Genomic DNA, 12,488 nt, shown 5'->3' with positions numbered 1-12,488 from the left:
GCTGCTGCCGCCGCGCGCGGTCAGTCGTGCAGCGACGACAGGAACTGCTTCAGCTCCGGCGTTTGCGGCGCGCCGAACAGCTCCGCCGGCGGGCCCATCTCGTGCACGCGGCCCTGGTGCATGAAGATCACGCGGTCGCTGACCTTGCGCGCAAAGCTCATCTCGTGCGTGACCATCAAAAGCGTCATGCCTTCGTCGGCCAGCGACTCCACCACGCGCAGCACCTCGCCCACCAGCTCGGGGTCGAGCGCCGAGGTGATCTCGTCGCACAGCAGCACCGCCGGTTCCATCGCGAGCGCGCGCGCAATGGCCACGCGCTGCTGCTGGCCGCCCGACAGCTGCTCGGGCATCGCATCGAACTTCTCGGCCAGGCCCACGCGTTCGAGCAGCTTGCGCGCCTGTGAAGCGGCTTCCATCGACGATCGCTTCTTCACCAGCGTGGGCGCGAGCATCACGTTCTTGCCGACCGTGAGATGCGGGAACAGGTTGAAGCCCTGGAAGATCATGCCCACGCGCTGGCGCAGCGTGCGCATGGCCATCGCGCTCTCATGCAGGAGCGGCTTGCCGTCGACCGTGAGCGCACCTTCCTGGAACACCTCGAGCCCGTTGATGCAGCGCAGGAGCGTGCTCTTGCCCGAGCCGCTCTTGCCGATGATGGCGATCACCTCGCCGCGCTTCACGTCCAGGTCGATGCCCTTGAGCACCTCGTTCGTGCCGTAGGACTTGCGCAGCGCCGTGATGCGCACGATGGGCGCCGCGAACGGTGCGGCTTCGGGTTGTGTTTGGGGTTCAAGCGCGGCGGCCATGGGTCTTCCTCTCGAGGGTCTTGGCGTACAGGCTCACGGGGAAGCACAGCACGAAGTAAAGCAGGGCCACGCAGCTGAACACCACGAAGGGCTGGAAGGTGGCGTTCGAAATCATGCTGCCGGCCTTGGTGAGTTCGACAAAGCCGATCACAGACGCCAGCGCCGTGCCCTTGATCACCTGCACCAGGAAACCGACCGTCGGCGCGATGGCGATCTTCACGGCCTGCGGCAGGATCACATGGCGCATCTGCTCGCCGAAGCTCAGCGCCAGGCTGCCCGAGGCCTCCCACTGGCCCTTGGGGATCGAGGCCACGCAGCCGCGCCAGATCTCGGTGAGAAAGGCGCTGGTGTACAGCGTGAGCGCCACGCTCGCGGCGGTCCACGCCGACACGTCGATGCCGAACAGCGCGATGCCGAAGTAGGCGAGAAACAGCTGCATCAGCAGCGGCGTGCCCTGGAACAGCTGCACGTACAGGCCCACGGCCCGCTGTGCCGCCTTGCCGCCGCGCAGCCGCGCGAACAGCAGCAGCCCGCCCACGAACCCGCCGCCGACGAAGGCGATGAGCGAGAGCACGACGGTCCAGCGCAGCGCCATCAGCAGGTTGCGCAGGATGTCCCACAGAGAAAAATCGACCATGGTGAAAGGGCCTCGCGTTCAGCGGCCGAAGAAGAAGCGCGGCCCCGCCCACTGGAGCAGGCGGCGCAGCGCCACGGCCAGCGCCAGGTAGATGAGCGTGGCGACGATGAAGGATTCGAAGGCGCGGAAGTTGCGGCTCTGGATCAGGTTGGCCGCATAGCTCAGCTCCTCGGTCGAGATCTGCCCGCACACCGCCGAGCCCAGCATCACGATGACGATCTGGCTCACCATCGCGGGCCACACCTTCTTGAGCGCCGGCGGCAGCACCACGCGCAGGAACACCTGCGCCTTGCTGAGCGCCAGGCTCACGGCGGCCTCGATCTGCCCCTTGGGCGTGGCCTCGATGCCGGCGCGGATGATCTCGGTGGAGTACGCGCCCAGGTTCATCACCATCGCGATCACCGAGGCCACCTCCGGCGAGAGCTTCACGCCCGCGGCCGGCAGCCCGAAGAAGATGAAGAACAGCTGCACGATGAAGGGCGTGTTGCGGATCAGCTCCACGTACGCGCCCACGAGCGCGCGCAGCCACGCCGGCCCGCCCGAACGGGCCCACGCGCACAGCGTGCCCACGGCCAGCCCGAGCACGGTGCCCACGGCCGTGAGGCCCAGCGTCCACGCCACGCCGCGCAGCAGCAGTGGCCACTCGGCAAGCACCGCGCCGAAGTCGAATTCAATGCCCATGGCCGCGCCCTTCGATCAGACCGGCAGGTCGCCGGCCGCCTTGCCGAGCCACTTCTTGGACATCGCGTCGAGCGTGCCGTCCTTCTTGGCGGCGGCAATGATCTCGTTGACCCGCGTCTTCAATGCGGTCTCGCCCTTGGCGATGCCGATGAAGCAGGGGCTGTCTTTCAGCAGCAGCTTGTACTCGGCACTCACCTTCGGGTTCTTGGCGAGCATGTCGCCGGCCACCGCCGCGCTGGTGGCGAGGGTCTGCGTCTGGCCGGCCACGAAGGCGGCGATCGTCGCGTTGTTGTCCTCGAAGCGGCGGTAGTCGACGTTCGGCGGCGCCACCTTGTTCAGTTCCTGGTCTTCCATGGCGCCGCGCGTCACGGCGACGGTCTTGCCGGCCATGTCGGCAAAGCTCGTGAGCTTCATGCTCTTGGCCGCATACACGGCCTGGAAGAAGGGCGCGTAGGCCGCGCTGAAGTCGATCACCTTCTCGCGCTCGACGTTCTTGCCGAGCGTGGAGATCACGAGGTCGGCCTTGCGCGTCTGCAGGTAGGGAATGCGGTTGGCGCTGGTCACCGGCACCAGCTCGACCTTCACGCCGAGCTTGGCGGCGACGAGCTGCGCCATCTCCACGTCCAGGCCCTGCGGCTGCATGTTGCGGTCGACCGAGCCGTACGGCGGGTAGTCGGTGGGCACGGCGATCTTGATGGTCTTGGCCTTGAGCACGTTGTCGAGCGCGTTCTGCGCCTGGGCGGCGCCGGTGGCGGCCAGCAGGGCGATGCTGGCCAGCGCGAGGGCAAGACGGCGGGAGGCGAAAGAGGTCATAGCAGGGCTCCTAGGTAGGTCGATGAATCGGTGGCGTCGTCGGCGGGCGCGGCCTTGCGGCGGCGCTTCGGCGTGGGGGTGTTGTTCAGCGGTGCCAGCGCATCGCGCAGCTGCGCGAGCGGGTCGGCGGGCGCCTGCACGCGCAGCGCCGACTGCACCGTGCCGATGTGTTCGGCCATCAGCGCCTCGGCGGCGGCGTGGTCGCCGCGCTCCAGCGCCGCGACGATCTGCACGTGGTCTTCGCACGACTGCACGGCGTCGTGCGTGCTCTGGTAGAGCATGGCGATCAGCGTGGTGCGCGCGGTGAAGTCGCGCAGCGTGTCGGCCAGCAGCGTGTTGCCCAGGCACTCGGCCAGGCACACATGGAAGTCGCCCAGCAGGAAGCTGCGGTGGCCGACGTCGCTCTCTTTCAGTGCGGCCTTTTCACGCTGCAGGTGCGCCTTCAACTGGCGCAGGGCGGCCTTGTCGATCTTGTCGGTACTGCGGATGAGGCCGAGCTCGATCACGCGCCGCGCCTCGAAGGCCTCGCGCGCCTCGTCCTGCGAGGGCTCGATGACGAACCAGCCGCGCCGCGCGCTCACCGTGACGATGCCGCGCGCGGCCAGCCGCGTGAGCGCCTCGCGCACGATGGTGCGGCTGCAGTCGAACAGCATCGCCAGCGGCTGCTCGCCCAGGCGCGCGCCGGGCGCGAGCTTCTGCGCCATCACCGCTTCGACGATGCGTGCACTGATTTCGGATGCGGAGATGGCCATATGCCTGCATATCAGCAGCTTCCGTGCCAACTGGTATGCAAGCCGTGTGCACCGAAATGGGCCGGCCGCGGTGCGCCGGCGGTGCGCGCTACCGCTGGCCGAGCGCGCTGCGGGGCAGGGCCAGCAGCATGAGCAGCGCCGACAGCACCAGCGCGCCGCTCAGCACATACAGGCTGGCCGTGAAGCCGCCCGTGAGCGTCTTGAGCGCGCCCACCATCATCGGCGCCACCAGCCCCGCGCTGCCGCCGATGGTGCTGATGAGCGCAATGCCCGCCGCCGCCGCGCTCCTGGACATGAAGCTGCCGGGAATCGCCCACAGCACGGTGAAGGCGCTCGAGATGCCCATCGACGCCAGCGCCAGGCACAGCACGGCGGCCACGGGGCTGTGCATGAAGAGCGTGGTCAGCGCCAGCCCGGCCGCGCCCGCGAGCGCGCCCAGCGCGAAGTGCCAGCGGCGCTCCTGGTGCCGGTCGGAGTGGCGCCCCACGACGATGTTGGCCGCGATGCCGGCCACGGCGGGAATCACCGAATAGAAGCCGATCTGCAGCACGCTGAGCCCCATCGACTTCAGGATCGTCGGTTGCCAGAACGACAGCGCATAGATGCCCAGGATGATCAGGAAGGACATGAAGCCGATCAGCCACACGCGCCCGTCGCGCATCGCCGCGCCGAAGGTGTGGCGCCCGGCGGCGCCGTGCGCGGCCTGGTCCTCGGCCAGTAGGTGGGCCACGCGCTGCTTCTCGGTCGCCGAGAGCCACGGCGCCTGCGCCGGGCTGTTCGACAGCGCGCGAAAGGCGATGACGCCCAGCAGCACGCTCGGCAGCCCTTCGAGCAGGAAGAGCCACTGCCAGCCGCGCAGCGCCAGCACGCCGTCCAGGTAGGTCATCGTGAGCCCGGCGATCGGCCCCGCGACGATGGGCGCCGCGCCGAAGGCCATGAAGAAGAGCGCGGTGGCCTGCGCGCGGCGGCGCGAGGGGAACCACAGCGTCAGGTAGAACAGCACGCCCGGCGCGAAGCCGGCCTCGAACACGCCGATGAGAAAGCGCAGCACGTAGAACTGCGTGGGCGTGGTGGCGAACATCATCGCCGCCGAGGCCAGGCCCCACAGGCCCATGATGCGCAGCAGCGTGGCGCGCACGCCGATCTTCGCGAGCATCAGGTTGCTCGGGATCTCGAACACCGCGTAGCCGAGAAAGAAGATGCCGGCGCCCAGGCCGAACACCGCGTCGCTGAAGCCCAGCTGGTCCTTCATCTGCAGCTGCGCGTAGCCGACGTTGGTGCGGTCCAGGTAGTTCAGCACGTAGCAGGCGCACAGCAGCGGCATCAGGCGCCAGGTGATCTTGCGAAAGAGCGCGGCATCGTCGCGCGCATCGGCCGAGGCCGGTGCGTGCGCGCCGGCGGCGGCATCGAGGGTGGCGGTGTTCATCGGTGTGTCTCCTTCTCTTTCTTGCTGTTGTGCGCGTGTTCGCGGGTCAGGCCCGCACAAGCGCGCCGAAGCTGGTTTCGCCCCACAGGTGGCTCGTGGGCGCGCCCGGAAACAGCCAGTGCGGCGAGCACTCGGCCGACGGCACGACGTTGCTGAACCCATGCAGCGCCGAGGTGCCCGCGAGCGTCTTCTCGAGCACCATCGACAGGTACTGGTCGTTGCTGCTTTCCTGCGTGTTGCCGTTGAGGATCACCTCGGCGCCCGTGGCCTGCGCATAGCGGCGGATGCCGTTGTGGCGCGACTGCAGCGGCGCCCAGCTGTCGGCCGACACGCCGTTCTCGCTGCTCACGCGCAGGCCGTCGCCCGTGCGGTACACCAGCGAGTGGTTGCCTTCGGTGTGCCCGGGCGTGTGCACCAGCGCGACGCCGGGCCCGAGCTGCAGGCTGCCATCGAAGGCGACGATGCGCTCGGCCGGCACCCCGTCCAGGCCGTGCGGGCAGTACCACTCGGCCTGCACCGGCAGCAGGCCCTGCACGTTCGCGAGCTCCTGGCGGTGCACCAGCAGCGTCGCGTTTGGCAGCAGGCCCGGCGCACCCGCGTTGCCGAGCCAGCGGCGCACGTCCTGCGTGTGCAGGTGGTCGTAGGTGATGTGGTCGATCTGTTCGGGCGCCACGCCGCAGCCGGCGAGCGCCTGCAGCACGGTCTGGTAGACCGGCGCGATGGCCTTGTGCAGGAACTTGGGCGTCTGGTCGCTCAGGCGCTTGAAGTAGGGCGTCTCGTTGCCGGCTTCGAAGTCGGCCGGCGTGAAGAGCAGCGTGCGCAGCCGGCCTTCGAAGTCGTCGTACTGGACGAGCACGGTGCGCGCCAGCAGATGCACCATGTGCGGCTTGAGCAGCTGCTGCGAGTACACGCCGGTGAAGGCGAACCACGCGGGGTACGGAATGCGCAGCAGGTTGAAGCTGCGCGCGAAGTGCACGGGCGGTGCGTCGAGCAGCCGCTCGCGCAGGGCTTCGGCACCATGGCGGATGGCGCGCAGGCGGTCTTGCGGCATGGCAGCGTGGCGCGTGCCGTCGAGCTCGGTGATCTGCGCGAAGCCGGTGGGGTCGGGGTCTCGGGTCATGGGGTCTCCTGTGTCTGGATGCGTGGGCTGCCTGGTTCGTCGCTCAGTACATCGAGCGCCCTCCGGAGATATCGAACACCGCCCCGGTGCTGAACGAGCACTCGTCCGACGCCAGCCATGCCGCCATCGCCGCCACCTCGTCGACGTCGACAAAGCGCCCCATCGGCACGCGCGAGAGCAGGGCGGTGCGCAGCTGTTCGCGGTGCTCGGCGGGCACGTCCGCGAAGACGGCGGTGTCGGCCGCCGACGGCGTGATGCAGTTCACCAGCACGCCCGACGAGGCCAGCTCCTTGCCGAGCGACTTGGTCAGCGCGATGAGCCCGGCCTTCGAGGCCGAGTAGGCAGCGTTGAAGCCGTTGCCTTCCTTGCCCGCGACCGAGGCGATGTTGACGATGCGCCCGCGCCGCTGCGCCAGCATCAGCGGCGCGAGGGCGCGGCAGCACAGCCAGGCGCCCGTGAGGTTGATGTCGAGCACGTGACGCCATTGCGCAGGCGTGTGCTCCCATGCGGGCACCGTCGGCCCCAGCACGCCCGCGTTGTTGACGAGGATGTCGATGCGGCCGAAGCGCTCCTGCGACTGCGAAGTCGCGCGGGCGATCTGGTCTTCATCGCGCACGTCGACCAACGATGTGACCACGGTGCCCAGCGGCGCTAGTTGCGCCGCCGCCTCCGCCAGCGTTGCGGCCTCGACATCCCACAGCGCGACGCTCGCGCCGTTCGCGAGGCAGCGCCGCGCGATGGCCAGACCGATGCCGCGCGCGCCGCCGGTCACGATCGCGTGGCGCCCTTCGAGCGGCCGGGCGAGCGTGTCGGTCATGCCGTGGCAGCCTCAGGTTGCGGGGCGGTTTGGCCGAGCAGGCCGGCGACCAGCCCGCCCACCATCTCCGGGGGCACGCCCACGAGCAGCTGGCGCAGCATCGTCAGCGTGTCGAAGTACACGCGCTCGCACACCAGCCGGTCGCCCTCGAAGATGAAGAAGGCGTTCATGCGGCAGCGAAAGCTGTTGCCTGTCGGCGGCAGGCCCTTGAGCGGGCCGCGGTGCGTGCCGAGCAGCCAGAACTCCACGATCACCGAATCGTCGGCATGGCGCAGCTGGATGATCTCGTGGCGCTGGTCGGGGAAGGCGCGGCGCGTGTCGGTGTAGTACTGGCGCACGTCGGCGATGCCGTCGTGCACCTCGCCGCTGGGAATCAGTTCGTAGTGCGGGTGCGGGAAGGTGCCGAGCACCGCGTCGAAGTCCTGGCGGGTCTCGTCGGCGAAATGGTCGAGCACGAGGCGCTCGCGGCGGGCTTGCAGGTCGGTTAGTGTGGTCATCGGGGTGTGCTCCATGCGACAGGGGTGACAGGGGACATCGGGTTGCCGCGAATGCGTCGACCCGGGTGGCCTGCGTACTATCGACAGCCCCTCGAAGCCAGACTGTCCGGTGTTGGCAATCGAGGCCCCGGACAAACCCGCGATGCCACGCTCTTCCCCTTCTTCCAGCGCCAGCCCCGCTGAGCCGGACGCGCAGCCTTCGCCCGTGCACAACAGCGACATGCGGCTGGCCGACGACGTGCAGCAGCGCCTGCTCGCGGTGGCCCACCGGCGCACGCTGGTGCGCGGCGAATCGCTGTTCCACAAGGGTTCGTCGCCCGACGCGCTGTTCGGCGTGGTCAGCGGCTCGTTGCGCGTGAGCGTGGTCGCGCCGGGCGGGCGCGAGGCGGTGATCGCGATGCTCGAGCCGGGCCACTGGTTCGGCGAGGTCTCGCTGCTGGTGGGGCGCGAGCGCGTCTACGACACCTGCGCCGTCGACACCACCGAGATGGCCGTGGTCGCCGCGGCCGACTTCCACCGGCTGGTGGCCGACCATCCCGACGTGCACATGGCCTTCACCCGGCTCGTGTGCCTGCGGCTGCGCCAGGCGCTGGCCTGGATCGACGACGTGATCCTGATGCCGCTGCCCGTGCGGCTGGCGCACCGGCTGCTCACGCTGGATGCGCGCGCGGTGGCGCCGACGGAGGAAGGGGGCGGCACGCTGCTGGGCGTGTCGCAGGAAGACCTGTCGTTCATGCTCGGCGTGTCGCGCCAGAGCGTGAACCGCCAGCTCAAGCTCTGGGAGGAAGACGGCACGCTGCGCGTGCGCTACCGCAGCATCGAACTGCTCGACCGCGCGCAGCTGGAGCGGCACGCGGCCACGCCGCGCTGAACCTCGCCGGGGTTCAGTCCATCCGCGCGCCCGAGGCCTTCACCGCCTTGTCCCAGCGCGGCGTTTCCGTCGCGAGGAAGCGTGCGAAGTCCTCGCTGCCCAGGTAGGCCGGGTCCGCGCCCTGGCTCACCATGCGCTCGCGCACCTCGGGGCTGGTCAGCACCTGCCTGAACGCATCGCTGAGCTTGGCGACCACGTCCTTGGGCGTGTCCTTCGGTGCCAGGAAACCGTAGAAGCCCACCACCTCGAAGCCCTTGACGCCCGACTCGATGACGGTCGGCACGTCGGGCAGCGCGGGGTTGCGCTCGCGGCTGGTCACGGCCAGCGCGCGCACCTTGCCCTGCTTGTGATAGTTGGCGGCCTGCGGAATCGATTCGGCCATGAACTGCACCTGCCCGCCCATCAGGTCGGTGAAGGCCGGCGCGCTGCCGCGGTAGGGGATGTGCACCATGAAGAGGCCGGTCGCGGTCTTGAACATCTCGGGCACGAGGTGGCTGATGCCGCCGTTGCCTGCCGAGCCGTAGTTGACCTGGCCCGGCCGCGCCTTGGCGTAGTCGATGAACTGCTTGAGGTTCTGCACCGGCAGCTTGGGTGTGACCAGCAGCGCGAGTGGCTGCATCGCGGTGCGCGCGATCGGCACGAAGTCGCGCTGCGTGTTGTAGGGCAGCTTGCTGTAGAGCGCGCCGTTGATCACCGCCACCCCGGTGTTGGCCAGCACCAGCGTGTAGCCGTCGGCCGGGCTCTTGGCGACGAAGTCGGCACCGACCGAGCCGCCCGCGCCGGGCTTGTAGTCGACGATCAGCGGCTGGCCGAGCACGGCCTGCAGCTTGTCGGTCAAAAGGCGCGCGTGCTGGTCGAGCGGGCCGCCGGCCGGAAAGCCGATGACGACCTTGATCGGCTTGTCGGGGTAGGCGGCCAGGGCCGCCGTGGTGCCTAACGCGCCAAATGCGCCGAACGTGCCGAGCGCGAAAGAAAGGACCGCCGATGCGGTCCGGGTGGGCTTGCTCATGATCCGTCTCCTTTTTTGTGGAGACGATCATAAGCAGCGCGGTCAGCTCGCCAGCGTGGCCTTCAGCGTGATCTCGGGCACGCTCGCCAGCGCCTTCGACAGCGGGCAGCCGGCCTTCGCGGCGGCGGCGATTTCCTGGAACTTCGCTTCGTCGAGGTTCGGCACGGCCGCGTCCAGTTCGAGCTGGATGCGGTCGATCTTGAAGCCGGCGCCGTCCTTGGCCAGCCGCACGGCGGCCTTGGTGTCGATGCGCGTCGCGGTCAGGCCCGCCGCTTCCAGCGCGAAGGCGAAGGCCATCGTCAGGCAGGCCGCATGGGCTGCGCCGACGATTTCCTCGGGGTTGGTGCCGCGCCGGTCGTCTTCGAAGCGGCTGGCGAAGCCGTAGGGGTAGTCTTTCAGGGCGCCGGTCTCGGTGCTGACCAGGCCTTTGCCGGTCTTGCCGGCGCCTTCCCAGTGAACGCTTGCGTGCTTGTCTGCTGCCATGGACATTCCTTCAGTCAGGTGGAGGGTGGATCGGAGGGAGAACCGCAGGTATCGCTCCGAAATCCGCGCCTGTCTGTAGTCGCAGGGCGCATCGCATCGGGGGCCGACGTCAGCCGCCGTGCACGCCCCAGGTGCTGCGCTTGAGCTGGCCCCGGACTTCGCCGCCCGGCCAGGCCTGGGTCGACACGCTGACATACCAGAGGCCGGCCATCAGGTCGGCCATCTGCGCGGGCGTCAGCCGGCTCGTGCCGGTCCGCTCGTAGCCGGCGCCGGTGCCGTCGTTGCGCGGCTCCCCCTCGCTGAGCAGCGGCAGCTGGATCGCCAGCGGGCCGTTGCTGCCCTTGGCGGCGGGGCCGTAGAAGCCGACGACCGTCGCTGGCCCGCTCAGGCGCGCGGCGTTCACGCGCCATTCGAACACCCCGGTGGCCAGCGTCAGCGTGCCGGCCGCCGAGCCGCCGGCCTTGCCCTTGTGCGGCGGGACCACGTCCTCGGTCCCGAGCCAGCAGTCGGCCACGAACCATGTCGGCGGTTCCTTGGACGGCGAGTCCGTCGCGGGGGCCGACATGCCGAACCGGGGGACCCGCGAGCAGCCCGCCGCGGCCAGGGCGGCCAGTGCGGCACCGAAGAGGGCGATGCGTCGGCGCAAGGTGGGGCGGGCGGGATCGGGCATGGCAGGCAGGCACAGGTGAAGCGGAGCCCGCACGATAGCCGATGCGCTGTGCCTACCCGACGTACGAAGAATGGGCGTCGCCAAGGTGACGCCCCGGGGGCTTCCCCGATGGGAGCGGCGGCCGGGGCGGCTTAGGCTGGCGCATTGCGCCTTTGTCGCACCGCTTTCTTTCCCCTCACCTTCCTCCTCCGCCTGTTCACAGACCATGCAACCACGCCCGCATTACAAGTTCTGGCCCAAGCGCCTCCCGCATTCGATCACCGTCCCCGCGACCTCGCTGTGGCACAACCTGGCCACCTCGGCGGCGCGCTACCCCGACAAGGCCGCGCTGGTCTTCTTCGGCCGCGTGCTGAGCTACCGCGAAGTGGCCGACCAGGTCGAGCGGCTGGCCGGCACGCTGCATGCGCTGGGCGTGCAGCGCGGCGACCGCGTGGTGCTGAACATGCAGAACTGCCCGCAGCTGGTGATCGCGCATTTCGCCATCCTGCGCGCCAATGCCGTCGTGGTGCCGGTCAACCCGATGAACCGGGCCGAAGAGCTCAAGCACTACATCGTCGACCCCGACGCCAAGGTGGCGATCACCACCGGTGACCTCGCCGCCGAGCTGGCCAAGGCCAGCGACGCACTGCCGCCCGAGCAGCGCCTGTCGCACCTCATCGTGAGCCAGTTCACCGACGCCTTCGATGCGAACGTGACCGGCGACGACGCCCCCGCGCCGGCCTGGGCCGACTGGCTCGGCACGCGCCACCCGCTGCCCGCGCTGGCCGACGGCCAGGTCATGGCCTGGACCGACGCGCTCGCGGCCGGCCACCCGGCGCCCGCGCACGTGGTGGGCGCCAACGACATGGCGCTGCTGCCCTACACCAGCGGCACCACCGGCCTGCCCAAGGGTTGCGTGCACCACCATTCGAGCCTCATGCACAACGCCATGGCCGGCCAGCTCTGGGGCCAGGCCACGTCCGAGGCGGTGGTGCTGGCCGTGGTGCCGATGTTCCACATCACCGGCGTGGTGAGCATGATGCACACCTCGATCCTCGCGGCGGCCACGCTGGTCATCATGCCGCGCTGGGACCGTGACGTGGCGGGCCGGCTCATCTCGCGCTGGAAGGTCACGAGCTGGACCAACATCCCCACCATGGTCATCGACCTCATGGCCAGCCCCAACTTCGCGAGCTACGACCTCACGAGCATGACCCACATCGGCGGCGGCGGCGCCGCCATGCCGCAGGCCGTGGCGCAGCGCCTGTTCGAGCAGTACGGCCTGAAGTACCAGGAGGGCTACGGCCTCACCGAGACCGCCGCGCCCTCGCACACCAACCCCTCGGACCACCCCAAGCAGCAGTGCCTGGGCATTCCGTTCATGAGCACCGACGCGCGCGTGGTCGACCCGGACACATTGCAGGAGATGCCCATCGGCGAATCGGGCGAGATCATCATCCACGGCCCCGAGGTGTTCCAGGGCTACTGGAAGCGCCCCGACGCCACCAAGTCCGCCTTCGTCGAGTTCGAGGGCAAGCGCTTCTTCCGCTCGGGCGACATGGGCCGCATGGACGAGGAGGGCTACTTCTTCATCACCGACCGCCTCAAACGCATGATCAACGCGAGCGGCTTCAAGGTGTGGCCGGCCGAGGTCGAGCTGCTGATGTTCCGCCACCCCGCGATCCAGGAGGCCTGCGTCATCTCGACCAAGGACGACTACCGCGGCGAATCGGTCAAGGCCGTGGTGGTGCTGCGCGCCACGCACAAGGACACGACCGAGCAGCAGATCATCGACTGGTGCCGCGAGAACATGGCGGTCTACAAGATTCCGCGCAAGGTGGAGTTTGTGGATGCGCTGCCGAAGAGCGGGAGTGGGAAGGTGATGTGGCGCCTGCTGCAGGAGAAGGAAGGCACGGCGGCCTGATCT

Annotated in this window: 14 protein-coding genes; 2 read left to right on the top strand and 12 right to left on the bottom strand. The window is 69.3% G+C overall.

Annotated elements, in window-relative coordinates:
* Positions 1 to 20 precede the first annotated feature (20 nt).
* From AC1RL8_RS12630 to AC1RL8_RS12590, 9 genes are all read right to left on the bottom strand, one after another.
* On the bottom strand, positions 21 to 806 hold the full coding sequence (locus AC1RL8_RS12630) for an amino acid ABC transporter ATP-binding protein (protein ID WP_492684446.1): 786 nt from the start codon (positions 804 to 806) through the stop codon (positions 21 to 23).
* Positions 790 to 1,443, bottom strand: coding sequence for an amino acid ABC transporter permease (locus AC1RL8_RS12625; protein ID WP_492684445.1), 654 nt, complete (start codon positions 1,441 to 1,443; stop codon positions 790 to 792). Before AC1RL8_RS12625 ends, AC1RL8_RS12630 begins: the two co-directional genes overlap by 17 nt.
* Before the next feature lie 18 nt (positions 1,444 to 1,461).
* Positions 1,462 to 2,124 (bottom strand): amino acid ABC transporter permease, encoded by a 663-nt coding sequence (locus AC1RL8_RS12620; protein ID WP_062475944.1) that lies wholly within the window; start codon positions 2,122 to 2,124, stop codon positions 1,462 to 1,464.
* Between the two features lie 15 nt (positions 2,125 to 2,139).
* Positions 2,140 to 2,937, bottom strand: coding sequence for a transporter substrate-binding domain-containing protein (locus AC1RL8_RS12615; protein WP_492684444.1), 798 nt, complete (start codon positions 2,935 to 2,937; stop codon positions 2,140 to 2,142).
* Positions 2,934 to 3,689 carry a GntR family transcriptional regulator gene (locus tag AC1RL8_RS12610; RefSeq protein ID WP_447746209.1) on the bottom strand — a complete coding sequence of 252 codons (756 nt, stop codon included), beginning with the start codon at positions 3,687 to 3,689 and terminating at the stop codon, positions 2,934 to 2,936. The genes AC1RL8_RS12615 and AC1RL8_RS12610 overlap by 4 nt, the downstream gene beginning before the upstream one ends.
* Before the next feature lie 88 nt (positions 3,690 to 3,777).
* The gene (locus AC1RL8_RS12605) at positions 3,778 to 5,115 is read right to left on the bottom strand and encodes an MFS transporter (RefSeq protein WP_492684443.1); all 1,338 of its coding nucleotides are present in this window, start codon (positions 5,113 to 5,115) and stop codon (positions 3,778 to 3,780) included.
* Between the two features lie 46 nt (positions 5,116 to 5,161).
* Entirely contained in the window at positions 5,162 to 6,235 is a 1,074-nt protein-coding gene (locus AC1RL8_RS12600; RefSeq protein ID WP_492684442.1) for an MBL fold metallo-hydrolase, read from the bottom strand.
* A gap of 43 nt (positions 6,236 to 6,278) precedes the next feature.
* Positions 6,279 to 7,052 carry an SDR family NAD(P)-dependent oxidoreductase gene (locus tag AC1RL8_RS12595; protein ID WP_492684441.1) on the bottom strand — a complete coding sequence of 258 codons (774 nt, stop codon included), beginning with the start codon at positions 7,050 to 7,052 and terminating at the stop codon, positions 6,279 to 6,281.
* Entirely contained in the window at positions 7,049 to 7,549 is a 501-nt protein-coding gene (locus AC1RL8_RS12590; RefSeq protein ID WP_492684440.1) for an ester cyclase, read from the bottom strand. Before AC1RL8_RS12590 ends, AC1RL8_RS12595 begins: the two co-directional genes overlap by 4 nt.
* Positions 7,550 to 7,691: 142 nt before the next feature.
* Here AC1RL8_RS12590 and AC1RL8_RS12585 point away from each other — a divergent pair, with 142 nt between their 5' ends.
* Positions 7,692 to 8,420 carry a Crp/Fnr family transcriptional regulator gene (locus AC1RL8_RS12585; RefSeq protein ID WP_307696097.1) on the top strand — a complete coding sequence of 243 codons (729 nt, stop codon included), beginning with the start codon at positions 7,692 to 7,694 and terminating at the stop codon, positions 8,418 to 8,420.
* A gap of 13 nt (positions 8,421 to 8,433) precedes the next feature.
* Here AC1RL8_RS12585 and AC1RL8_RS12580 read toward each other — a convergent pair whose 3' ends face one another.
* The 3 genes from AC1RL8_RS12580 to AC1RL8_RS12570 form a co-directional block, all read right to left on the bottom strand.
* The gene (locus AC1RL8_RS12580; RefSeq protein ID WP_307696098.1) at positions 8,434 to 9,429 is read right to left on the bottom strand and encodes a Bug family tripartite tricarboxylate transporter substrate binding protein; all 996 of its coding nucleotides are present in this window, start codon (positions 9,427 to 9,429) and stop codon (positions 8,434 to 8,436) included.
* Positions 9,430 to 9,471: 42 nt separating this feature from the next.
* Positions 9,472 to 9,912: an OsmC family protein gene (locus AC1RL8_RS12575; protein ID WP_062475918.1), complete on the bottom strand. Its 441-nt coding sequence runs from the start codon at positions 9,910 to 9,912 to the stop codon at positions 9,472 to 9,474.
* A 109-nt stretch (positions 9,913 to 10,021) separates the two neighbouring features.
* Complete coding sequence (locus AC1RL8_RS12570) at positions 10,022 to 10,582, bottom strand: CHRD domain-containing protein (RefSeq protein ID WP_492684439.1); 561 nt, start codon at positions 10,580 to 10,582, stop codon at positions 10,022 to 10,024.
* Positions 10,583 to 10,787: 205 nt separating this feature from the next.
* Between AC1RL8_RS12570 and AC1RL8_RS12565 the strand changes: the two genes are divergently transcribed.
* Positions 10,788 to 12,485 (top strand): long-chain fatty acid--CoA ligase, encoded by a 1,698-nt coding sequence (locus AC1RL8_RS12565; RefSeq protein ID WP_492684438.1) that lies wholly within the window; start codon positions 10,788 to 10,790, stop codon positions 12,483 to 12,485.
* Positions 12,486 to 12,488 lie beyond the last annotated feature (3 nt).

This window comes from Variovorax sp. GW822-FHT04E09, assembly GCF_058800845.1.
The sequence above is the reverse complement of the archived record's forward strand: the minus strand, read 5'-3'. Positions and strand labels throughout refer to the sequence as shown.